We start from the raw sequence: 24,289 nt of genomic DNA, 5'->3' as shown, positions 1-24,289 counted from the left end.
AACAGCGATGATGAATTAACTAATCTTAGTATTACAATATTATGGAAATAGGGATCGTTGAAGACCCAAAGGTAAAAAAGTATTTGCCTTGGCTTGCTGCGTTAGCCATATTTATGCAGGCATTAGATGGAACTATCCTCAACACAGGATTACCCTCTATAGCGAAGAGTTTAGGTGAGTCACCTTTAGAGATGCAGAGTGTTATTGTGTCTTATACTCTAACCGTCGCATTGCTTATCCCACTTAGTGGATGGTTAGCAGACCGATTCGGTACACGTAATATGTTGATGGTAGCGATTACTACGTTTACTCTAGGCTCTTTATTTTGCTCAATGGCTAACACCTTAGATCAGCTAGTCTTAGCGCGTATATTTCAAGCTATAGGTGGATCTATGCTAGTACCTGTAGCTCGTCTTATCTTGATCTATGCTTATCCAAAAGATCAGTTGTTAGGTATTATTAACTTCATTACGATACCAGCTCTAATAGGTCCAATGTTAGGACCTACAGCAGGAGGATTCTTAGTAGAGAAGTTCTCGTGGCATTGGATATTCCTAATCAATTTACCTGTAGGAATTATCGCTATTCTATGGACAAGAAAGTTAGTACCTAACTTTAAGAACACAGTGGGTAAGTTTGACCTTAAAGGATGGATACTTATAAGTGGAGGATTGACGACTATCACGCTTATTATAGAACGATGGAACTCACCAGAGTTCACTGCTGTTACTCTAATTCTGTTAGCGGTATTAGCTGTTATCTGTACATTAGGGTATATACGATATGCTAATAAAACAAGTAAAGCCTTAATCAGACTGAGTCTTTTAAAGATTAAAACACTTCGAATAGGACTAATAGGTAATCTTATCACGCGCTTCGGAGTAGGTGGAATGCCACTAATGGTGCCTCTATTACTACAAGTTGGCTTTGGGTACTCTGCCTTTTTTGCAGGGTTAATGATGATTCCACAAGCAGGTGCAAATCTAGTATTTAGAAACTTCGTTATTCCTATTGTACGCAAGTTTGGTTATCGCAATACTTTAATTGTCAATACGATATTGACAGGGATTATTATCAGTTGTTTCTTCTTTATTACTAAGAGTACACCGATGTGGGTATTGGTGATGTTAATGATCTTTAATGGGGCATTTAACGCGATACAGTTTACTTCTATGAATACTATAGCTCTAGCAGATCTAGATAGTGATACTTCAAGTGAAGGAAATACTTTGCTATCAGTAACTCAACAGTTAGCGATAAGCCTTGGTATATCTATTTCGGCTATGATCTTAATGATGTTCCAGAACAGTAGTGTGGGGATGAATGATCAGGGAATAGACGTGTTTAGATATACGTTCTTAGTAATGGGGATTATCACGATACTATCAAGTAGAGTGTTTGTGAGACTTAGTGCTGAAGCAGGAGCAAGTCTTGTAGAAAAAAGAGAATATAAGGCAGAAAAAATATAATCCACCATAATAATATACAATGGAAAGACTATACTTCAGACCTTTAGTTTTAGAAGATAAAGAACAATTACTTCATATCTACTCAGATAAGGAAGCAATGAAACACAGAGCAAGTAAACCTCTCGAAACTCTTGATGATGCAGAGCAAATGGTCTTACAAGCACAGCGTGAATGGGAAGATAGAGTCAAGGTAAGACTAGCTGTTGTACAGAAAGATACAGAGGTATTAATCGGTACAGCGATGTACTTCTTCGAATCGCCAACTGCAGTAGAGATAGGCTTTTCTATCGGTAGGGACTTTTGGAAATACGGCTATGGACAAGAGGGAACAGAAGGACTGATAAAATACGTTAAAGCACACGAATCAGAAGTCACTACTATAGTAGGTATTGCTCGTAGTGCAAACGAAAAGTCTTTAAAGATGATGGCGAATATCGGCTTCGTAGAAGTATTAGATTACACTGTAGAAGGAAAGAGAAGGTTTGAAATCAATTATTAATTAAGAATGTTGTTTTATTGACATAACTGTGTAGATATAAATATCCATATTATCAATACATAGTATATGCGCTATCTATATAAGGTAGAGACGCAATATTTTGCGTGTCACACAATGTTTATCATGTCTTGTATGCTGTGCGAAGTCTCCTGACTTCGTACTCATATTAACGTAGTGAAACATACTCCATCTCTTCTGCTGTGCGATGTCGGGAGACTTCGCACCCATTTCAATAAAAAACACCTTACCTTTATCACCTCAATAAAATACACCCTATGAAATACTATTGGAAAGATATCACAGATGAACGTCAGCAATGGAAAGCACTAGAACTAACTGTAGAAGGGTTAACACCTCCTACAATGCAATTATTGAGTGGTTCGAATTGGAAGATGAAGTTGGTCTGTGAAGATAAACCTGTGATGTGGGGATTGATAAGTAGAGATTTCTGTGATATAGGATTAGTAAGAACCTTTGAAGAGGAGAGCAGGCTAATTAAGAATATAAATTCCCAAGAAGTAGAGAAGCGCAAAGGACTGTCTAGTGAAGAGAGTCTGAAGTCTTGGTCTCGCTACTTTGCAGAGGAGATGGTAGAGTCAGATCAGCACTTCTTTTATGACTCTATATGGCTTTTTGAAGGATATAAAGACTTTGCCTCACCTCCTAATTATGGAACTACTGTAGCGGCAGAGGATGACTTTGACGCGTTTACTTATGCCTCATGGGACAGAGAGTTGCTATACTCACGTCAAGTAGATGAATACTCAGGACGTCTAAAGTGGTGGCGTAAGAAAGCGATAGAAGGAACACTACCTCCTATATTTGCATGGTACATCCCCTCTCTTGGAGGATACTGGATTATAGATGGTAACTATAGATTAAGAGCTGCTATCTTAGAAAAGAAAGAAATTCCAGTAGTATTAGCTTATTCTGGAGAGTATAAAGAAGCAATTATAAACCCTGATTATCAGCGAGGAATATTACACTTTTTAGCTAAATCAGAGGGAAAACCCGTAAGTCTACAAACAGCAGAGTCAATGAATCAGCACTTGGCTCACGCTTTTGACGATAGACCTTACTTTCAACAGAAGACAATTGCTAAAGTCAAGATTAAGTCTAATGAAGAATGGCTAACAGAGGTAACAGATTATTTAGAATGTATTGATTATCCTGAAAGAGAGAAGTATATTAAGCAGTTAAAGAATGAACTGTAATCATTGAAGTTTTTTTGTGATTTTGATCTTTTGTTTTTTCGTTCAAGTAAATTGTCTTTTATAAACCAATATCTTTACAACATCACAACATCACAGCATCACAGCATCACAAAAAAAACAAATAAATGAGGTTGTTTCGAATAAGTATATTGTTTACTATTCTACTGTTGTTCTCTTGTCAAGGGAATCAATTGGAGCAGAAGTATGTCATCTATCAATGTGATCCTGCTAAGGAAAATATCAAGATGTATTGGAAGAATGAACAAGGAGAAGGGATACACAGTTTAGCGAACCTTAAAACGATGTTAACTGATAAAGGAGAGATGCTTGTCTTTGCTATGAATGGTGGGATGTTCGAACCTGATAATTCACCGAAGGGGCTATATATCGAAAATCATCAATTACTTCAATCTTTAGATACTTTAAAAGGAGGTAATGGCAACTTCTATTTGCAACCTAATGGTGTGTTTTACCTTACTAAAGATAATCAAGCGAAAGTAGTATCAACGTCAGTATATAGTCATAATACAACTATACAATACGCTACTCAATCAGGACCTATATTGCTATTAAATGGTGAGATTAATACAGTGTTCACACAAGGCTCTACGAACCTCAATATCCGCAATGGTGTTGGCGTGAAAGAGAACGGGGAGGTAATCTTCGCTATGTCTAAGGAGAAAGTCAACTTCTACGACTTCGCTAAGTTATTTAAAGAATTAGGCTGTACGAATGCACTGTATTTAGACGGATTTGTATCAAGAGCTTATTTACCTTCTAAGGGATGGGAGCAGACTGATGGAGACTTTGGAGTGATAATAGGCGCTTCGTATTAATTAGGAGTTTTAAATTAGGAATGTTGCCTTCGGCATTAGGTTTATATACTTTGTGTGATATCTGACGAACTACATCACGTTCTATTTGCACTTACCAATACTTGTTTGTCTTTTAATTCCCTTAATCTAGCTATTCATAATCCACCTTAAAAAGCGTATATTTCGGTCTTAAAACAAACGAGAATACTACACAAGCACCATCATGAGTAAAAATATATTTTATACCCAAATAGAACAGTTAGTAGAAGCTGGAAATACTACTGAAATAATCACACTACTTAAAAATACACCAACAGAAGAGCGATTTAAAGACGCGAAGAAGATATCTAAGTTAGGGAAGTACTATCAAGAGTATATTCAAGAAGAAGGCAATAGTAATTCGTATGGGTATAGAGGAGATAGAGATCAGAGATCAGCTGTTAGTTTAGCAATATTAGCATCGTGTGGCTATAAAGATTTTAAGGGAATATGGATTGTGAGTGAAGGTGAGTTTAAGCAAGTATTAGAATGGTATGTACCAGATTGGTTAGGAGAGTATGTCAATGATACTGCTAACGAAGGTTGGATAAGAACTCCTTTTCGCGAAATAGAGTATGTATATGATCTGTATACTAAAGGAGGGTTTAAGACGCCATTGTCAGAAAGCACTTGGGCTTTTATATTAGTATCTTGTGATAATGCGGATGTATTTGAGAAATATCCTGCTTTGCTAGAAACACAATTTTGGTACTTGTTCCAGTATGAAGTAAGTATTAATTATCACAAATGGGATGAGGTTATCAGTGAATTGATTAAAGAAAATAAACTTGATAAATACCGTGTAGCCAAAGAAGCTATTAATGCTTCGATGACGTTCACTAACCAAGCTCTATGCGGATGGTATGTGAACTTATTGACGAAGATAGATCTATCAGATAAAGATTTAATAGGGATGCAAGAGGATATACTCCAATTGCTGAATAGTCCTATCTCTAAAGTGGTGAATACCGCCTTAGATTTATTATATCACATAGCGAAGGACAAGGAGTTTCAGATTGAGACCTTTGTGGCGCATATGCCTATATTAGTGAGCAGTAGTATCAAGACGACGATTAATAAAGTGATGCGTATCGTGGCTGTATTTGAGAAGTCACATCCTACGTATAAGGATGCAAGTGCGGTGGCTTTAGTAGGTGCTTTGCATATACAGGATCAAGCGATTCAGACTAAAGTAGCAAAGCAAATCGTAAAATACGTTCAACCTAATGAGGATTTGTCTCTACAGTTAGAGGTTTATCAAGAAATGATGATGAGCGAGACGAAGACTTTGTTTAGCGGGTATATGACTGCTCAAGAGACGATGTCTTTAATAGATACTATTGAAGAAACAGAGGTACAGTTGGTACCTATCCAAACTATTGAGACGATAGAAGATTTGATCTTTCACTGTTCAGCTTGGAAGACCTTAGAGAGTCATTATGCTTTTGAGCAAACGATAGACGCTATCATTAGATTGCAAGGAGAGTTAACAACAGAGCATATCGATCAATTACTACCTACCTTTGATAAAGTATTCAAAACATTTAAGGACTTGTGGTCAACTACTACTGTACAGACTGCCTTGGCTTTTTGGTTATTAGAGTGGGCACGTATATTAATGGTAGACACCTCTATAAACACCACAGAATTAGAGAAATTATATAAGAAGTACGCAGATAAAGAGACTTATGTTAATAGTATGGTCACATTGGCTGAAATGAAACTAGAGCCTAGTAATAGACTTAGTTATCACTATGGAGCTATGCGTCCTTATCTAACGATCTATTACTACAGCTTAAAATTGGTCAAAGAAAAACGCATACTTCCAATCTTGAGTTTGCCTACACACGAACCTTTCTATATTGATGCTACAGCGCTAGTCAAGCGATTATTGGCTTATCAAGAGCAAGGAGAGTTAGTAGATGTATTAGATTTGCAGATCGCCTTAGCTCGTATAGATAAGGAGACAGAAGCAGCAGGATTAGCTCTAGCGAAGAACCAACTAAAAGGAGAGTTGCTAGCGATATTAGAGTTTTATCTAGGTAAGGGAGAGGTGAAAGAAGAGTCAGCAGATTACTACGATGTATGGAGATTAGTGGCAGCTCTTAAATATCCACACCAACCTTTAGACAGCTTGACCAATGAGCACTATACAAAAGAACAACAAGCGTATTGTGCTGGTTGGTTAGGGAACTGGGAAGTGATCGAGGAGAGACATACTTACAAGGATTGGGACCAAAAAACAAAACAGCAAGTAGATAAGGCGTTTACACATAAGAAACTGAAGTTTGAGAAGATACCTTATGATATCAATACGTCTTTAATCTTTAGCCGTGTCAATAAGGGAATGCCTAAGACAACGGTAGGTAATCGTATGGGATCTGCAAATTTAATGGACTTGATAATGTATCAGATTACGGATACGAAACTAAGTGCTGATTTGCTAGCGCTTAACCCAAGACAGATAGACGCTGTACTGATAGCTGTTGTGGAGCAATGCTTACACTATGGTGGTAGCTCGACATTCGAAGTGGCTGAGAAGAAATTATTACAAAGGATTGTTACTTATTTGTTGCAAATGAATAATGTGCTATTCTCAGATAAGTATTACTTATTCTTAGGGTTAGCATTGATTTGTGATGACAAGGTAACACGTTCTTTCGTAGCAGAGTATTGGATTAAAGAAGTATCTCGATTAGACCAACAGCAACTTGGACATATAATAGGTAAGGTGGAGGCGAAGGAATATGTAACGATTAAGCGTCTAACAGATTCTATACAGGGGTTTATGATGAATGTAAGCGTACAGCATAACCAAGCATTACAATTGCTAATAGAGAGTATATTAGAACAATTAGAAGCTAGTCCTATCAAAGGATTAAAGACGCTGTTAGAACAGTATGTAGAGGTACTTCATACAAATAATGCTAAGGTGACTAATGCAAAGGTAATTGCTTTATTAAGTGAGTGGAGCAAGGTGAGTACAACCAAGAAAGTAGCAATGGCACTAGGAGCTAAGTAAGAATATGCCCTATGTCGTTTCGCTGTGTTACGCTACATTTCTTTTAATTAGGAATTAGTGCCTTTGGCAGAGGGTACGTGGATTGTGTTATCTGATAAATTGTATCACGCTCTGTCGGCAAATGACTGCATAGTGTAAAACACGATATAGAATTAAAACAACTAATATGAGTCTAAGAAGTGAAATAGCTCCTCAAATGAAGGTAGCAGAAGAGCGTTATCCAATAGTGTTAAAAGCTGTATTAGGATATACTTACTTCTGTGACGAGTATGGTGATGAAGACTTTATAGAATACAAAAGAGTAGAGGATGAGTTACATCAACTGACTGGGAAAGATATGTCTGTGTATGACTTATGGGAGTATTGGGAAGGAGAAGTGGCTGAAGTGTTTGCTTTTAGAATAGCATTACCTGGTCCTTTAGTCGTAAAAGTTATTAGTAGAGAAGAGATAACTGAGATAGTGACTATACTTAAGGTTTTTGACATTCCTGAGAATACAGAAGTACTTACTTTTGAACAGCAGTTTAAGTGGTACTTAGATGAGTATTATGACGCTTTTCTGAAGCTAAACTGTCCTAATTATTCCTATAAACTCTTTATGCGTAATAAGAATAAGCAAGGTGAGTATTTTGAATATTCTATAGAAGAGACTGTAAATGAATTAATGAAGAAATACACAACAAAAGCCTCAAGTGATTGAGGCTTTTGTTGTTTTATACTGTGAATATATCCGCATCATTAGGGATGATAACTCGGGAAGATAAAATGTGTTCTTCAAAGTAAGCTTTTAGCATATTTCTATTTTCCTGAAGAGGACTAATTGCTTCTAAATGCACAATAGCAACTTGTTTAATAGGGTAGTAATCTAGCAGAGTTTTGATATCAGTACTATTCATAGTAACGTGTTCTCCTATGCCGAATTTGGCGGAACCTCCATTAATGATAACTCCTGTAGGTTGATAGTGGTCAATGGCTTGCTTCACTTCTTTGCACCAAATAGTGTCTCCCATTAGATAGACTATCTCTTGATTATGAATAAGAATAAAACCACTGGCATTTCCCATTAGATGACCAATTTCACCTTCACCATGTATAGCTACTGTTCGATGGATGTGAATACCTTCAAATATTGTGCTGTCTGTTATACCTATAACATTATGGAATCCAAGCGTTTTAATCGGTTCAATATCTTCATTTTGACAGAAAATAAGCATATTTTTTGGTAATAAGGTTTGTGCGGTAGGATCCCAATGGTCAGGGTGGAGATGGGTTAATAGTACTGCATCAGTTTTGTGTATTAAAGCATTAAGTTCAGCCTCTGTAAAAGGTAGCTCAGTTAATGGATTAGCTCTAGTGTCGTCTGTCCATGGAAATGGACCTAAGCTCCCCTTAGAGCCCAGCATAGGATCTACTAAGATATTTTTATTATTAACATTAATATTTATTGTTGCGTTTCTAATTAGTTGTACTTTCATAATTTTGTATTATTTAAATTTCTTAGTACAAAAGTACTTTAGGCTTATATTCTAATAAAGAAATGAACTTTTATGTGTATTGTACACAAATTTGTAACCTATGAATTATGATGAGTTTGAGAGTTGCCCTCTTAATGTGTTTTTGAAGTTATTATCTGGTAAGTGGAAGCCCTTATTAATGTATCAATTCTTTGCTAATGGGGATATCCGTTTTACAGAATTGTGGCGTAATATGCCTCGTGTATCTAAGAAAGTGTTGTTAGAACAATTAAAAGAAATGGAAGTGTCTGGTGTGGTTAAACGTACACAAATTAATACTTTTCCTCCTGAAGTGTTTTATGGTTTGACAGAAAATGGGAAGTCAATGTTGCCTCTTATACAACACATAGAAGAATGGGTTAAATCTAAGTAATAAAAGCCTCAATCATTTGAGGCTTTGTTGTTTTATAGGAATATGTTATTTTAGAAGAACTAAATTAACGACCATGACCATAGTTATACTTGAAGCACTAATGCAAGTAGGGGTATTGCTCCCTTTTATGAAAGATAGGAGCAAAAAAGATTTTATGTGCATCGGGATCTTTTGTATTGTATTTGTGCTTTATAGTAGTGCATTGATGTTAGGACAGGTGTCTGAGACTTTTCGTATTATTAATGGAAGTTGGAATTGGAATGGGAAGGTTTATGGGATTATATGGGGAGTGGTTTGTTATTTTGCTTTTCGCTCTTACTTTAAAGAACACAATTTCTTTACGTTGAGGCAAGCACCTGGTAGTCAAAAAGGAATCTGGCTAGCGACTGTAGGTATTACCTTATTGGCTGTAGTAGCTTGGTGGTTTGCTGGTAGTGGAGGGGAGTGGAATATAGAGACTTTAGTCTTTCAACTTACGATGCCTGGCATAGATGAAGAGATTATGTTTAGAGGGGTGTTGATGGGGTTATTGTTATCTTCTTTGAGAATGAAGGTAAGGTATTTTGGTAATCCTAGTAACTTGATTATAGCTGTATTATTTGGTTTTGTTCATGCTTTTACACTTTCTAAAGAGTATGTAGTGTCTTTTGATATGGTTTACTTTATACAGACTGTTTTTGCAGGGTATGTTTATGGAGGGATAGCTATCAAGAGTAGAAGTGTGCTGTTTCCTATTTTAGCACATAATGGGAGTAATTTTTTTGGGACGTTGACGATGATGGTGAGGTAATTAAGAATGCTCTCCCTTCGGGGAATTAAGAATTTAAAATTAGGAATTAAGAATTGTTTGCCTTCGGCATGGGGTATATAGGGGCACGGATTGCTCTGCCAATATGTCACCTGTCCCATTCACTAAAACTGTCCACAGGACACTTTTTTAACGTTCTGTCCTGCGCCAACGCAGTAGAGACGTCAATATCTTGTGTCTCACGTTCTGTTGGTACACAATGGTTATGTACACGAAGTCGGGAGACTTCGCGTAGCGGTATATACGGCACGGATTGTAAATCTGCGCCAACGCAGATATTGTGGTCACTGTGTCAAAAGGTATAGTTACACAATAAATTTAAGGTAGAGACGTCAATATTTTGCGTCTCACATTCTGTTGGTACAAAATGGTTATGTACACGGAGTCAGGAGACTTCGCGTAGCGGTATATACGGCACGGATTGTAAATCTGCGCCAACGTAAGCATTTCGCCAACACAAGGATTTTCTTAAAATATTTTATAATTTACTGATAAAGAGAATGTTCTTTCTCCTAGTGGATTCACAGTAGAGTTACCCGTAAAATGTTTCTTATTCGCAATATTATCTATTTTAAAAGATGTAGTAAATTTGTTGATGTCATAAGATATAACAGCATTACAAAGAGTGTAGGCTGGTGTAGCGAATACTCCGATGGTAGTACGATTCATGACTTTAGTCTTGCTTAAAGAGTAGATTCCAACCCCTAGGCTGAGGTTTTTTAATACTCCTGATTGTAGTTTGTAGTTTGTCCAGAAGTTAATTGTATTAGCAGGCCCAGCTTCTTCAGGTCTAGTACCTAAATTACCGTCAGCTGGAGTAGATTTGGTAACTTCACTATAGTTATGACTAAAGCCAGTTACTATATTCCATCCTGTGATAAGGCTTCCTGATAGGGCGATTTCTACTCCTTCACTTTTTACTTTTCCACCTTGATTAAAACTATTCATCGTGCTGAGATCTGTCATAAGTTTATTAGTAACATTGATATGGTAATAACTTGCTGAAGCAGTTAGTCTACCATTTAGAAAACTTGCTTTTGTACCTATTTCGAATTGATTCGCTTGTTCGGGATCAAAAGGTTTGATGGTTTTATTCGTGCCATCTGGGTCTGCTATAATAGCAGGGTCAAGGAAGACGAAACCATTGAGGTAATTAGCAAATACAGCCAATTTATCTTGTATAGGTTGATATACAAGTCCAAATTTAGGAGAAAAAGAAGTTTGACTAGTTTTTTTATCACTAACAGCAGAAGTACTACCTTTTAAGTGATCAACCCTTATGCTTAGCATTAAGGATAGATTAGGCAGAATATGAGTTACATTAGAGAGATAAGAACTAAAGGTTTCAGTTTTGGCAATGTTGTGAATACTATTCGTGTTACTTAAAGCTTGGTCTATAGAAGCTTTATTTAAATCAGCTGTATCAGTTTGGTCTTTTAATGAGACTATCCCATAGTCAATGAAATCACTGTCTATACTATTAAACTTTTTAGACAGATAGTCTAGTCCAAATAGCAATATATTGTCTAAACTTCCTATTTTAAACTTCCCAGTTAAATTATTTTGTATACTTAAAACATCTGTTTTTGAATCTAGCTTAGAGATATAACGTTGAAATTCATTGCCATTAGATAAATCATCTAAGAATTGGTCATATCCTCGGCTACGCGTATTATTTCGTGTGATAATGGTATTAGATGTCCAATTATCAGTTATTTTATATTCTAGTTTGACTTGTGCTGATAATGTTGGGTTCTTGATGCTTAAGTCATTATTGGTATAAGAGTTAAAGTAATTTTCTTTAAAAATATTAATCGAATCAAATGTCAATGGAGCATCTCTATCTAAGAATTGCATAGGAGCATGGGCTATCTCAGAACCTTTATATTGAAAATCTAGAAATAAACTTACTTTATTACTGATGTTATATTGTATAGAAGGGGCTACAAATATAGATTCATTAAAGCCTTCATCCTGAAAAGAATGTTGTTTGTGATAAGAGGTGTTTAGGCGGAAGAATAGGTTTTTAGAGATAGGTGTATTGATATCTAATGCTATTCTATTTAGGTTATTACTACCACCTGTATAATTGATTTCCCCACCGAAAGTGTTATGAGGTTTTTTAGTAATGACGTTAATTAATCCTCCATAAGAGATAACACTACCGCCATAGAGTGTACCATTAGGACCTTTAATTACTTCTACCTGCTCTATATTAGCGATGTCAAGGGATCCGTTGTTGTAACTAGGCATTCCGTTTAATAGGTTTGGTTGGAACGCAAAGCCTCGTATAGTATAGTATTCACCTCCTGTCACTCCCATACCTGTAGATTCCCATAAGCGCACTAATCCTGTTGCATTCTGTAAGACATCTTTTAGATTTGTAGCAATCTGGTCTTGTATGATATCTTGGCGAATTATATCATAAGACTGCGGCGTTTCTAGGTAATTAAGAGGCATTTTAGAAGAAAATCCTTTTTTTAGGTGAGTAGCTGTGATGACTACTTCATTCATCTTTTGAGACGTAATTGTGTCTTGCTGTTGGGCACTGGCTAGAGCAGTACAGCCTAGTAATACAGTTAGAAACTGATATTTCATTATTTAAATAGTTGTGTTGTTTTGTAAGAACAAATATAGATTAATAAACTATTATAAAATGCTTTAAAGTTGTGATATGACAATTAGTGTTTGTGTCACTTTATCACTTCATAATAGTATTGTATTTAAAGCACATTGTTCTCCTTTTTTGTACCTTGGTATTATGAATCAGCAATATAAATGTACTGTGTCTTTCTATCAACCGATAATATGTATTATAACCCTCTTATATATAGTGGGAATATTATTTATGGTGTATTATACTAAAGCGATGTTGATTGTTGGTTTTCCTTTAGTAACTTATATGTATTTAGGACAAAATCACTTAAGAGAGGAATTGAGATATCTCAAATGTTTGTTTAAAAGGATGCCGATTATAGAGCTGACTGAAGAGTATTTTATTGATTATAAGAATGATCTTAGATTTAAATGGTTGGATATTAAAGATGTAGTGTTTTATTCATCAGTGAGAACCGGAAACTATATTTATATCAAGTTAAAGGATGCTACTACTTACCATAAACAGAGGAATAAGCTCTATGATATCTAGAATAGAAAGATATTTGGTGATGTAGAGGAATATGCAATACCTCTTTCTGAGATTATAGGTAATAATGAAGAGATATTTGAAACAATAAAAAAGTATCATCGAGCTGCTGTGTATAAAGATACCTATGTCTCATTTGAGGAGAGGTTTAATACATCACGAGAATAATGTATTGTCCTAATCATACCAATAGATGTTCTAATAATGCAAATAGAGTAGTACTGCCTATAGTATCTAACTATTAGTATACTATTTTTAGGGTGTTTTGGTGTAAAAAAACGTTTGTAGCTTAATGATTTTTCTATCTTTGGAGGCAATAAACTAACCAAAACAATCTTTATGAATATAAAAACGTTATTAGTAACGACAGTATTATTACTTGGTATATCAGGTATAAGTCAGACTAAAAGCAAGCCACTTGTACTAGGTACAACGGATGAATTATACTCTACTGTATTAAGTGAAAATAGAATTATTAATGTAGTATTACCTCCTGATTATAGTGCTAATGACACGATTAAATACCCTGTAGTCTACATCTTAGACGGAGGAGTAGAGGAAGACTTCGTGCATCTAGCGGGGTTAGTACGCTTTAATTCACAGCCTTGGATAGCGCGTTTTCCCAACTCTATTATCGTTGGTATAGAGACGATTAACCGTAGAAAGGATATGACTTTCGCAGTTGATAATCTAAACTTTGTGGAGAAATCAGGCTTTAAGAAAGATATGTTCCCAGAGTATGGTAGAGCTGAGGCGTATACAGCATTCTTAGAGTCAGAGTTGATTCCTTATATTGAGAAGAATTATAAAGGGAATAGTACTCGTACTGTAATAGGAGAGTCATTAGCAGGGTTATATTCTACGTATGTGTTAGAATATCATCCTTACCTATTTACAAACTATATCATTATCAGTCCTAGTCTATGGTGGGGTGATGAGAAGTTATTAGATAAGACACATACTTGTCTATTAGAGAAGATCAAACAGCCTGTGAATGTATATGTCGGGGTGCCTAATAAGGAAGAGGATGTGAAGATGTATGAATACGGTGAGCAACTGTATAAGACGCTTCAAAAGAACAAGAATATCAAGTCTCACTTTGACTATCTACCTCAAGAAATACACTCAACGGTGATCCATCAAGCGGTGAATAACGCATTTCAAAAGATATATACCAAGACTTATTTCTCTAAATAAGATGAATATAAATACATTTAAGCTACTCTATATGGGTAGCTTTTTTTATGACTATCAATGATTTTAGGGGGTTAATTATGATGTTAATTGTCGTATTTTTGTGTGTATAAATGATTGTAATATGACGCCTATTATAAGTTTAATCCTTGTTTTAATCATCCAAATTATAGGATATATCTTCTTTTATAAGAAGGGGATTAAGGGGTGGAGATATGCATTGTTTCTTCCTTTATTGTTTATTATGATGGTTGTTTTACCCCCTATTTTTGTTGAAAGATTATATCCAATGGATGAGTTTTCAAGTAATAGATGTGGTATGGTTGATCTCGGAGTATACCTGTTTTTTATAATGTATGGAGTAATAGGACTAGTCTTTGTCCACTTGATTTTTTGGGTAGGGAACAAGTATTTACTAACTAAAAAGAAGTAATATTCTTTGAGTTTAGCTGTGTTGTATACCTTATATATAAGTAAATACCCTGTCTGCTTATATCTCTAATTTGCATTGTTTTCTTGCGTTAATGCGTATTTATTAGGTAATTGTCTTATATATAATGCTTTATGCTCTGTAGAAGCATTATGGTGTTATTATAGATATATTTACTATTGACGTAATATAAAGTGCTTTTTAGAGTATAACTAGCTTTGTATGATAGTTGTTATATCTATTAAGCACTTATGTGCTTATAGCTTTTTAAAACAATTCACTTGTCTTTTATCGTATTTTATAGTTTGTTTATGCAAAGGTTTATTCCTAATATTAAGGATAATTAAATCTAGAAAAGATATTATCTGACTAACTGAAAATCGTATTTTATTATCTCCTATTTTGTTTTTTACAATTTTAGTGAGAAGCTACTCACTTCATCTTTCTTACTTTTTTATTATTGCTCAATGTCAAAAGAAGTCATTGTTTTATTGACACTTCTTGACCTACTATTTTCAGTTTTACTCTTTTCTATCTACTCTTTATTTTTATGTTTTTATACGTCTTTTTTGCAATTACGTTTATAAGTGATATGGTTTTTTTGTAAATGCTATAATGGTATTTAAGTTGCTTTTGTGTCAAGAATAGTAGAAGTTCTGTTGTCTTTTTTATGAAGTAGGGCCGAGAGCTATTTCTTAGTTAGTCGTTATAGTTGTTTAAAGTGTTTTGTTATATGGATATTTTTAGATTGTAATAATTATAATTTATTTTTTCATTATTTAGTTTTTTAGTTGATGTTTTATGTTGGTTAAAATGAGTTTTGAGTGTGGTAGATCTGAACTTGTTTGGTTGAATTGATCAATTTTATGTGGAGGATTAGTAGGTGTGGTAGTTTTTTTGAATGTGTTTTTGAGAGAAGTGTGTAGCTTTTAATCTGTGTAAAAAGGACTATTTATGTCTGGTTTTTTAATGTCTTTTGAGTGTGTTTTAAGCATTGGTTGTTTGGTTTTTTGTCAGGGTGTTTTGATCGGATTGTGTGTTGTTTTATATGTACTATTATATAGGAATAGGAGAAAGGAGAGGAGTGAGATATACGAAGGTATGAAGTGTGTATAGGAGTGTATTTATAGAATTGAGAATGAGGGAGTGGTGGTAAAAGGTGTTGTTTTTAAGGGTTGTTATAAGGTTTTTTGACAAGAGTGTTTTGTTTTAGTTATGTAGATTATATAAAGCCTTACTTTAAGTGATTTAAGGTATGTATTAAGAGAGGTGTTATTTGTGTTGTCATAAATAGGGCAGATGAGTTAGGTTTCTATTTTGTCATAATGGCAGTCTTTTTCAGGTGTATCTGTTATGTGGTATTTACTTATTTATAGAAGTTTATATGATTCTTTTTTTGTGGATGATGTTTTTTTAATTCACTTAAAGTGTATTGTATTTAAACTTTATATGATTAATGTAAGTGGCTGAATATTAATATTTATATAAAAAATATATAATATTTGTTTGTTTTGTATTGATTATTGTAGTCGTGATTATTATATTTGCAGCAACAATAATTTTAATGTGATGGCTATAGAGAAAATTTTGGAGGAGTTTAAAAAGGAGTATAAAGTATGGTTTGAGGCTCTAAAAGGGTATTCTGAAGAAGAAATAACTGAGAATGGCGCTGCAGATGATTGGTCTATAGGACAGATTTATTTACACCTAATTAATTCTACACTGCAGTTTCATGGAAAGCAAATTGAGGTTTGTGTAGAGAGTAAAAACAATGCTGATAAGCGAAAGAATTTTAAGGGATTTATGGTCTATACTATATTAGGTAAGTTTCCTCCTGTGAAGATAAAAGTGCCTGCTTCGGATGAGTATACTCCTGTTGCACCAAGTAGTAAAAAGGAAGTGGAAGAGGGATTGGAAAAGGTGCTTGAGATGATGAAAGTTTGGAGCGAATTACTAGCAAGTGATTTGGGTGGTAAAACACCACACCCCGGCTTTGGTTATCTAGATGCTAAGGAGTGGTTTCGATTAATACCTATGCACTGGACGCATCACTTAAGACAGAAAAAAGAAAGAGATCAGCAGTAGTATTCGTAAATTGTAGTAGTAAGTTAGTTTTTTACTAATATTGTGTAAATTATAAATAATATAAAAGTATATATGAGTGAGGTAGTAGAGTTTCCGTTTAAGTCACCTGAGGAAAGTTCGGGATATTTGTTATGGCAAGTAACTATGTTATGGCAGAGAGGTATGAAGAGAGAGTTGGATAATTTAGACATTACCCATACTCAGTTTGTTTTAATGTCTGCTTTAGGTTTGTTGTCAAAAGAGAACCAAAATGTAACACAGATAGATATAGCGAATCACAGTAATACAGACCGAATGATGGTGTCAAAAGTGCTTCGTACCCTTGAAGAAAAGAAGGTTATTAAGCGCAAAAACCACCCTGTAGATACAAGAGCAAAAGTCATTAACTTAACCCCAAATGGAGTAGAGCTTTTACAAAAAGCGTTGGTAGTAGTCCACAATGTTGACACTACTTTTTTTGACGCATTAGGTCCATATCGTCCGATAGTCGATTTGAATCTGAAAACGCTTTTTGAAAAGAATAGTGAAGAGTCAGTTTTAAGTAACGATGTTGCGGGGAAGTAATCCCGTAAGATCAACTGAAAAAAACTTTTTTAATAGCTTTTGTTCTTGTTGTTTAGATTTGGGTTGTTTTAAGCTTTAATTTATTCTAGTATAAGCAAAGTGTTGCCTGAAAGGATATAGTTGCTTAAAAGAGTGTTATTTGGTCTTATGGGAGGTGAGAAGATGTTTTTTTGGAAGTGCCATCTACTGAAGTATGGTTTTAAAGAATGGCTAGTCTTGTCTTTTTGGCTAGTAGAGTTTTTTGTATAACGCTATTGATGACTTCAAAAGGTCATCTAAGAAGTAGTACTATAAAACCGAATGTAAGATTTAGACAAAAACAAAAAGTCAAGGTTCACTACCTTGACTTTTTGTTTGGATTATTTTGTAAGTTCTAATCTGATCTCTAAGTATTCTTTCTCATTAGAGTCGGTTGTGATTTGCTCTGATTTAAAAACAACGAGATTGTTGCTCTCTGATGTTTTGCTAAATGCAGTATCATCGTAACTATAGTATTTTGTTTTCTTAATGGTCTTGGTGTAAAAAAGGGGAATACCTGTTTTTAAGCCATCCTCTCTTTCGCCATCGATATAGTAATAATCTTCTGACGCCTCATAGAGCAAAGTCGCTTTGTGCATTAATTTTTGTTTGCTAATTTGTTTTCCATTGAGGTAAGTGATTTCATAAACAGTCATCTTTCCTTCTGTGTTTTTTTGGGCAAAGCCAACGACAGAAAAAAGTAAAAGTAAAAAAGTGATAAAGCTTCTTGACATAATTTAGTTTTGAGTCAAAAGTAGTATTTTCTCAGAAAGTAAAAAAGATAGGTTTACTCCAATTACAATTTGCTTCATAAACCGAAATATACGTTAGCTTAAGGTTATAAGTTAATTTGCCTGTTGTGTTTTCAGTATTTAATTTGTTGACTTAAAATGAATCCGTAAGGGTGTAGTGAAAAGTTTAAATTTGAATTTGTATCTTTGTGCTATAGGAATTCAAAAATTCGCTATTATTTTCTGACCAATCTTCAAGGTCAAATCTCCAAGATCAAAATTTCTCTATTTTTATTGCACCCATAGCTGTTTTTTTGCTATTTCGGTTCGGGTGAGTCCATAGTGACTCCATTAAAACAAGCTTTTTAATGGAGTCACTATGGATACACGATGCTATCTGTGTGCTTTCAGATGAAATTACATAGGAGTTTCAGTAACACAAATGTGAGATAAGATTAAAATAGATGGGAGTGAGGGATAAGATGTTTAATTCTTACGAGATAAGAATACTGATTTCTAGTATAATAGAAATATTTTGAGTGGAGCAATATACAAAATAACGGAGGATTTAAAAAGTAAAAACTTGTTTTTGACAGGAGGTGATTTTTGAGCCCCAAGTCTTGTTTTTGCAAAAGCAAAAAAGAAAGGCAAGCTGTGATTAATAGCTTGCCTTGTGATTATCTGATTTCGATAATTGTATTTTGATCTACACGTGTTTTTGGTGTGATCGATGGTTGGTTAGTATCTTCGCTATCTCTATATCCGATAGCTACGGCAAAAGTGCTCTTATGTGTTCCATCAGGATTAAGTAACTTATCATACTCTACTCTGTCAATACCTTCCATCGGAGTGGCATCTATTCCCATAGTAGCACAAGATGCTAAGAAGAAACCTAGCGAAATGTATACTTGGTTTTTTAACCAAGCTTTAATATCTTCTTCAGGCAGTGGTTTTACGAAACCTTCGTAAAAAGCCTTATTACCTTCTTGAGCATTATGGATACTTTGGTTCTCGAATGCTTCGATGTTGTCAAATACACTGAATACCACTAGGTGACTAGCGTCTTTTATCTTCTGTGCATTAAAGTATGATAGGGAAGCTAATTCGCTTTTCACACTTTCACTTTCGACGATGGTGAACTTCCAAGGTTGGCTATTGATAGACGATGGACTAAGATTTAAGATTTGTTTTAATTGTTCTATTTTGTCCCCGCTTACTTTTTTGGTTGGGTCGTATTTCTTAGTGGTATATCTACTCTTAGCAATTTCTAAAAAACTCATTTTGTATTGTATTAAATTAAACTATCATTTTTATAGTTGCAAACTTAAGTATAGTGATTTATATTTGCAATAACGGTCAAAAAGTATAGTAACTGATGTATAGTATAGATGATAAAGATTATCCTTGTAGTACAAGTGTGACGATGAGGTTTATAGGGGGCAAATGGAAGGCTGCAATTATAAAGTACCTTGCCGAAAAAAAGAGATACAGTGAGCTTAGAAAAGAGTTGGTCAATATCACAGAGCGTACTTTGAGTTTACAACTTAAGGAGTTAGAAGCAGATGGTATTGTGATTAGAACAGTGTATACTAGTAAGCCTCCTCTAAGAGTAGAGTACGAATTATCTGACTTTGGAAGAACTTTGCTTCCTCTTATACAGACTATTTCTGACTTTGGAAAAGAGATTATCAAGAATAATGACAAGGTGCAAGTAGTGAGTCCACCTCCTTGTTCCTTAGAATAACTTAGAAAGGATATTACAGAGATGTAGTATCCTTTTTTTGATTCTGTGTTTTGGGAAAGAGAATAAGTGTTATTTTAGGTGTTTAAAAATGAATTGGTTATGGAGGGAGTAAAAGAACCTTTTGTGTTTAAAGGAGACCAATATGAAGATTTAGACTATGCTATTGAAGACTTCGTGAATGAATATGATTTGCCTTTAGATCCTCAGAAACTTGCGGAAGTAAGGAATGTAGTTGAGATGATAGAGCTATTAGTTAGCTATTTTAAACTAGAGAAGAAAGAGGACTGTACTTCCCAACAAGCTTTTTATAAACTGAGAACAGTTCTTCAGAAGTATACAAACGAGTCTGATATAAAGCCGAGTACTCGATTAGAAGAATTATTTCCTAAGCAGGATCGTATTGAGAATATCAAACGGGTAGAAGAGGAGTTAGGGATTAAGTTGTCTATCTTAAAACCGAAGGATGATGTTACTGCTATGTTTGTAGTTACGTTTTTAGGATTATTTGCTTTGCTGTTTTTTGCCACATTGTATGCATTGGTGGGAGGAGTTATTTGGTCTTTCGCTTATAAGGTAACTAAGGATTATGACAAGGAGTTTAAAGTTGAGACGGTAGGTGAGTTAGTCAAAAAGATGATTGAGAAAAACTACTTCAAGAGTAGAAGAGATCCTAATACAATGAATGAACAGGAGTTTAGGGATGTGATAATTGATTATCTCGTAGATAAGGTAGGATTAGAAAGGGAAGAGTTCTTGAATGCTAAGTTCGGATAAGGTAAACGTATAGATTATGAAGAAATATTACATACCTGGAATGATCAGTATTACACTACTGCCATTTATGTGTATGTGGTATTTTAGTTATACTAATTCATATAAGGCTTATAGTGCTATAGTTGTTCGTATGGTAGAGGGAATTGGTGCATGTACTTTTGATGGAAATATTCCTATTGAAGAAATGACTTTTGTTGATTTTAGTTTAAATGAAGATATTGAAAAAGATACTCCAGCTGTTAATAGGATTGTCAAGGAAATAGAAAAAATAGCGCGGAATGAAGATTATGATAATGGAGTCAATATTTTGTTGGGAGAAAAAATGGAGTACGCTAGTTATATTCGTATACTAGAAACGCTTTATCTGAAAGGAGGAATGTATATAGTACTTGAGGATAGGATAATTTGTGTTAATGATAAATATTATGATGAAAGTATTAGGACATTAGATGGTCTTATAATTATTGATCCCGTGACGAACAAGCCATTTCCTGAGTTAAAACGCAATCGTCTGATGGAGTTTTATGAACATATGGGAAATAAGAAGTATTTAATTCTAGGAGGTTTCTTATTATTAGTCGTTTTTGCTTTTAGAGATTATATCCCAATTAACAAGTACAGAGAGAAAAAATAGTAGAGTCGGGTGTCGTCAGATATTCGGCTTTTTTGTTTTCTTTTTAGGCTATAGGTGAGATTCTTTGTGCTTTAGAACATACTAAACGGATGTATGTGATATCTATGATTGAGTGTCGATAGGGCGTGAATAGTTTGGAGGGCGTATAGTAATACGCCCGTACCGTTGTGGAAGTGGATTGAGGATGTTGTTTTGGATTATTATATGTGCTTCCTGCTCTCTGTTCTTCTTTTTCCTGTTTCCTGTTCCCCATTCCCCTTATCTAGTACTCTTAAAGAAATGTGAATCCCTATTTTATGGTAGAATAGTCAAGATTAGTGCTATTCTAGTAGCGGAACTGTTTCTACATTTGTGCCGTTGATAATGCGGATATAGCTGATGTATAGCTTGTTTGTTGTTGTCGATAAACACTTTTATTGAGAATGCCACTTTAAAGCATTTAGTAAAGAAAAGTGTAATTAGTGTCTATTCGAACCGATAAGAATAGTACTGACTTCCTCAGTGAGAATCCACACTAATGAATTAAGAAGTTTGACTGCAACTAATCACTTCACGTTGTAGACAGATAAAGAAGGTCTAAGAAAGTAGAATTTATTTTATAGAATTTAAAAAAGATCAAGCGATGCATGAATTGTCAATCGTGAAAGATATCTTTTCTACCCTAGAGGAGCACTACGAGGCTAAAGTAGAAGATATTCAGAAAATACAGGTTACAGCAGGGTTGTTATCTAATGTACAGCCTGTGTTGATACAGAATGCATTTGATGCGTTTATCATCGATAATCTAATTTATAGAGATATGGAATTAGAAGTAGTGGTCAACGAAATCATTGCACACTGTCACAGCTGTGATAAAGACTTTAAGGTGGAGTACCACCGATTCGTCTGTCCATGTGGTACTCCATCGGCTGATATTGTGCAGGGCAACGAATTATACATATCAAAAGTAATATTTAAACAATCATTATAAATCACCCATACTTATGTCAACAAGTAATCCAAAAAGTTTAGGAAATCGCGTAGGTTCGCTACAATGTGATAACACTACTTTACACTTATTAAAAGCAAATGACTTCGTGGCAAATGCGATTAGAGAACGTCTAAAAAATATCTGCGTCATTAATGTGTGTTCTTCTCCTGGTTCTGGTAAGACTACTTTAATGCAAGAAACAGGTAAGCGCCTATCTAATGAGTTAAATATATCTGTATTAGTAGGAGATCCTGAGACGGATAGAGATGCTGTACGTATGAAAGAAGTGGGGTTAAACGCACTTCAGATCGTAACAGGGGGGATGTGCCATATCGAAGCACAAATGATCTTACAGGCATTAGACCATATCGATCTAGAAGGAACAGATGTATTATTTATAGAGAATGTAGGGAACTTACTATGTCCATCTGCTTTTGACTTAGGGGAAGATTACAGAGTGACGTTATTAGCGACTACAGAAGGAGATGACAAGCCTAAGAAGTATCCACGTATGTTCTTAACTAGTGAGTTAATGTTAGTATCTAAAATAGACTTATTGCCTTATGTGCCGTTCACAGTAGAGAATGTAACTAAAGATGCTAGAGAGGTTAATCCAAATATAGAAGTATTACCTATCAGTACTACAAACGGAGAGGGAATAGATCAGTGGTGTGAGTGGCTAAAAGAACGTGTGAAAGCTAAGAAAGCTAAACTAGCGGAGTAGGCACACTATGCAACAAACAATTTATATAGATGATGTTCAACTTCAAAATGTAGTTTCAGATGTAGTAGATACATTCGAGATCGAATGGTTCGAAACACAGAAGCACTTGTTTCACCGGAAAACTACTTTGGGAGTTGAACTTCATTTGCTCAAAGAACAAAACAGAGATTGGCAACAAGCAGACTTGCTTTATAGTCAAGGAGAAGTAATCGCTCAACTGATTATTAAATCAACCTTAGCGATCAAGTTTATCGCTGACAAGGCAGAAGAGGTTGCTGACTTTACCTATTATATCGGCAATAGACACTTGCCTGTATTTGTAGACAAGTCTTCTAATACGTTATCTGTACCTTATGATGGGAGCCTGTATGAACAGTTAGTTGCCAAGTTTGGAACAATGATCGTTTTAGAAAAACAACAGCTGTTTACGCAACATCTTCTTAAAAAGAAATATAGTAAATAGGAAACTGCTGTCACGGATTTGCAATCTGTGACGAGTAAACTCTAAGAATTATGAAATTAAGATATTTATTACCTGTATTGTTTGCACTTGTATTCTTACAATCGTGTAAACAAAGTACAGCAACAACTCAATCGACAGAACCAACATCAACAGAACTTGTGGCGATAGACAGTCGTGGTAAAGAAGTTCGTTTAGCTAAGCCTGCGACTAGAGTAGTGGCATTATACGAAGCGTTAGTAGACGATGTGTTTATGTTAGATGCGCAACAGACTTTAGTGGGTATTCCACAACAGATCTACTTGAATGAAGATACATTTGCTTTCCTATCTACTTTAGATAGCCGTATGGCAAAGAAAGAAATAGCAACACCTACTTTCGGCGGTGGTATGTCTAATGTGGAAGCTATTATAGGGTTACAACCTGATTTGGTCATCACATTTGACCAAGATGCAGAAGCGGTAGCTCAGTTAGAGGACTTGGGTATCGCTGTATTTACCATAGCGAGTGAAGATCAGAAAGGGATTATCAGTGAATTAAAGGGAATAGGAACACTGCTAGGTAAAGCTGAACGTGCTAATATAATCACTACCTATATCGAAAAAGAAGTAGCTGAAATGGAAGCGACGAAAGTAGAGAGTCCAAAGAAAGTATATTACGCTTGGTCTAAAGGTCGTGTACTTTCTACTTCAGGTAAGGGAACACTGATGGATATGGCGATCACATTATCAGGAGCGGTAAATGCCTGCCCACTAGAGATGCAAGCGCCTAATATCGGTGCTGAGATGCTGTACAAGTGGAATCCTGATATTATTCTGCTTTGGAACTCAAGTGCGAGTGATGTGTATGGATTAAGCGAGTTATCTAATCTACCTGCTGTAGAGAATAAGCAAGTAAAGGTGATGACTCCTTCATTCTTATATGATCCTCATACGGTGAAGTTCTTATTATTTGCTAAGCAAGTACGCCAATGGAGTTATCCTACTTATACTGAGGACGCTTTAAAAGCAGACTTAGACGAAGCAATGAATATATTGTATAATACAAAGAAATAGAAGTAAGA

General features: G+C 35.0%; 24 protein-coding genes. 20 read left to right on the top strand and 4 right to left on the bottom strand.

The annotated features are described in order from the left end of the window. Positions 1–41 precede the first annotated feature (41 nt). From mdtD to LNQ81_RS16820, 6 genes are all read left to right on the top strand, one after another. Positions 42–1,469 (top strand): multidrug transporter subunit MdtD, encoded by a 1,428-nt coding sequence (gene mdtD, locus LNQ81_RS16845; RefSeq protein WP_229948768.1) that lies wholly within the window; start codon positions 42–44, stop codon positions 1,467–1,469. A 19-nt stretch (positions 1,470–1,488) separates the two neighbouring features. Beyond that, positions 1,489–1,968, top strand: coding sequence for a GNAT family N-acetyltransferase (locus LNQ81_RS16840; RefSeq protein ID WP_229948767.1), 480 nt, complete (start codon positions 1,489–1,491; stop codon positions 1,966–1,968). 275 nt (positions 1,969–2,243) lie between these two features. Next, positions 2,244–3,182: a ParB/Srx family N-terminal domain-containing protein gene (locus LNQ81_RS16835; RefSeq protein WP_229948766.1), complete on the top strand. Its 939-nt coding sequence runs from the start codon at positions 2,244–2,246 to the stop codon at positions 3,180–3,182. Between the two features lie 125 nt (positions 3,183–3,307). Further along, complete coding sequence (locus LNQ81_RS16830; protein ID WP_229948764.1) at positions 3,308–4,018, top strand: phosphodiester glycosidase family protein; 711 nt, start codon at positions 3,308–3,310, stop codon at positions 4,016–4,018. Positions 4,019–4,220: 202 nt separating this feature from the next. Continuing rightward, positions 4,221–7,058, top strand: a complete 2,838-nt coding sequence (locus LNQ81_RS16825; RefSeq protein ID WP_229948762.1) for a DUF6493 family protein — start codon at positions 4,221–4,223, stop codon at positions 7,056–7,058. A 166-nt stretch (positions 7,059–7,224) separates the two neighbouring features. Further along, positions 7,225–7,758, top strand: a complete 534-nt coding sequence (locus tag LNQ81_RS16820; RefSeq protein ID WP_229948760.1) for a hypothetical protein — start codon at positions 7,225–7,227, stop codon at positions 7,756–7,758. 13 nt (positions 7,759–7,771) lie between these two features. Here the strand turns inward: LNQ81_RS16820 and LNQ81_RS16815 are convergent, their stop codons facing one another. Further along, positions 7,772–8,533 carry an MBL fold metallo-hydrolase gene (locus LNQ81_RS16815; protein ID WP_229948758.1) on the bottom strand — a complete coding sequence of 254 codons (762 nt, stop codon included), beginning with the start codon at positions 8,531–8,533 and terminating at the stop codon, positions 7,772–7,774. Between the two features lie 100 nt (positions 8,534–8,633). On the opposite strand from LNQ81_RS16815, the gene LNQ81_RS16810 reads away from it, so the two are divergent. Further along, positions 8,634–8,945: a winged helix-turn-helix transcriptional regulator gene (locus LNQ81_RS16810; RefSeq protein ID WP_229948755.1), complete on the top strand. Its 312-nt coding sequence runs from the start codon at positions 8,634–8,636 to the stop codon at positions 8,943–8,945. A 73-nt stretch (positions 8,946–9,018) separates the two neighbouring features. Further along, positions 9,019–9,735 carry a CPBP family intramembrane glutamic endopeptidase gene (locus LNQ81_RS16805; protein WP_229948753.1) on the top strand — a complete coding sequence of 239 codons (717 nt, stop codon included), beginning with the start codon at positions 9,019–9,021 and terminating at the stop codon, positions 9,733–9,735. A 486-nt stretch (positions 9,736–10,221) separates the two neighbouring features. Here the strand turns inward: LNQ81_RS16805 and LNQ81_RS16800 are convergent, their stop codons facing one another. Further along, positions 10,222–12,351 (bottom strand): TonB-dependent siderophore receptor, encoded by a 2,130-nt coding sequence (locus tag LNQ81_RS16800; protein WP_229948752.1) that lies wholly within the window; start codon positions 12,349–12,351, stop codon positions 10,222–10,224. 235 nt (positions 12,352–12,586) lie between these two features. Here LNQ81_RS16800 and LNQ81_RS16795 point away from each other — a divergent pair, with 235 nt between their 5' ends. From LNQ81_RS16795 to LNQ81_RS16775, 5 genes are all read left to right on the top strand, one after another. Continuing rightward, positions 12,587–12,901, top strand: a complete 315-nt coding sequence (locus LNQ81_RS16795) for a hypothetical protein (protein ID WP_229948750.1) — start codon at positions 12,587–12,589, stop codon at positions 12,899–12,901. A gap of 336 nt (positions 12,902–13,237) precedes the next feature. Further along, a complete protein-coding gene (locus LNQ81_RS16790) occupies positions 13,238–14,095 on the top strand; it encodes an alpha/beta hydrolase (RefSeq protein WP_229948747.1) in 858 nt (285 codons plus the stop codon). Positions 14,096–14,216: 121 nt separating this feature from the next. Beyond that, complete coding sequence (locus LNQ81_RS16785) at positions 14,217–14,525, top strand: hypothetical protein (RefSeq protein WP_229948745.1); 309 nt, start codon at positions 14,217–14,219, stop codon at positions 14,523–14,525. Between the two features lie 1,566 nt (positions 14,526–16,091). Further along, on the top strand, positions 16,092–16,607 hold the full coding sequence (locus tag LNQ81_RS16780; RefSeq protein WP_229948744.1) for a DinB family protein: 516 nt from the start codon (positions 16,092–16,094) through the stop codon (positions 16,605–16,607). Between the two features lie 72 nt (positions 16,608–16,679). Then, a complete protein-coding gene (locus LNQ81_RS16775) occupies positions 16,680–17,171 on the top strand; it encodes a MarR family winged helix-turn-helix transcriptional regulator (protein WP_229948742.1) in 492 nt (163 codons plus the stop codon). A 359-nt stretch (positions 17,172–17,530) separates the two neighbouring features. On the opposite strand, the gene LNQ81_RS16770 is transcribed toward LNQ81_RS16775, so the two are convergent. Together LNQ81_RS16770 and LNQ81_RS16765 are read right to left on the bottom strand one after the other, a co-directional pair. Next, positions 17,531–17,923 carry a hypothetical protein gene (locus LNQ81_RS16770; RefSeq protein WP_229948740.1) on the bottom strand — a complete coding sequence of 131 codons (393 nt, stop codon included), beginning with the start codon at positions 17,921–17,923 and terminating at the stop codon, positions 17,531–17,533. A 674-nt stretch (positions 17,924–18,597) separates the two neighbouring features. After that, complete coding sequence (locus LNQ81_RS16765) at positions 18,598–19,200, bottom strand: nitroreductase family protein (protein ID WP_229948738.1); 603 nt, start codon at positions 19,198–19,200, stop codon at positions 18,598–18,600. Positions 19,201–19,295: 95 nt separating this feature from the next. On the opposite strand from LNQ81_RS16765, the gene LNQ81_RS16760 reads away from it, so the two are divergent. The 7 genes from LNQ81_RS16760 to LNQ81_RS16730 all read left to right on the top strand — a co-directional run bounded on the left by LNQ81_RS16760 (position 19,296) and on the right by LNQ81_RS16730 (position 24,281). After that, positions 19,296–19,664: a winged helix-turn-helix transcriptional regulator gene (locus tag LNQ81_RS16760; protein ID WP_229948736.1), complete on the top strand. Its 369-nt coding sequence runs from the start codon at positions 19,296–19,298 to the stop codon at positions 19,662–19,664. Positions 19,665–19,763: 99 nt separating this feature from the next. After that, positions 19,764–20,438 carry a hypothetical protein gene (locus LNQ81_RS16755; protein WP_229948734.1) on the top strand — a complete coding sequence of 225 codons (675 nt, stop codon included), beginning with the start codon at positions 19,764–19,766 and terminating at the stop codon, positions 20,436–20,438. Positions 20,439–20,454: 16 nt separating this feature from the next. Continuing rightward, positions 20,455–21,072 (top strand): hypothetical protein, encoded by a 618-nt coding sequence (locus tag LNQ81_RS16750; protein ID WP_229948732.1) that lies wholly within the window; start codon positions 20,455–20,457, stop codon positions 21,070–21,072. Between the two features lie 622 nt (positions 21,073–21,694). Continuing rightward, positions 21,695–22,042, top strand: coding sequence for a hydrogenase maturation nickel metallochaperone HypA/HybF (locus LNQ81_RS16745; RefSeq protein WP_229948730.1), 348 nt, complete (start codon positions 21,695–21,697; stop codon positions 22,040–22,042). 13 nt (positions 22,043–22,055) lie between these two features. Next, entirely contained in the window at positions 22,056–22,766 is a 711-nt protein-coding gene (gene hypB / locus LNQ81_RS16740) for a hydrogenase nickel incorporation protein HypB (protein WP_229948728.1), read from the top strand. 7 nt (positions 22,767–22,773) lie between these two features. Continuing rightward, positions 22,774–23,229, top strand: coding sequence for an urease accessory protein UreE (locus tag LNQ81_RS16735; RefSeq protein WP_229948726.1), 456 nt, complete (start codon positions 22,774–22,776; stop codon positions 23,227–23,229). A gap of 50 nt (positions 23,230–23,279) precedes the next feature. Next, positions 23,280–24,281, top strand: a complete 1,002-nt coding sequence (locus tag LNQ81_RS16730; RefSeq protein WP_229948724.1) for an ABC transporter substrate-binding protein — start codon at positions 23,280–23,282, stop codon at positions 24,279–24,281. Positions 24,282–24,289 lie beyond the last annotated feature (8 nt).

The organism is Myroides oncorhynchi, from assembly GCF_020905415.1.
In the GTDB taxonomy this organism is placed as follows: domain Bacteria; phylum Bacteroidota; class Bacteroidia; order Flavobacteriales; family Flavobacteriaceae; genus Flavobacterium; species Flavobacterium oncorhynchi_A.
Note: the sequence above shows the minus strand (reverse complement) of the source record. Positions and strands in the feature narration are given on the sequence as shown.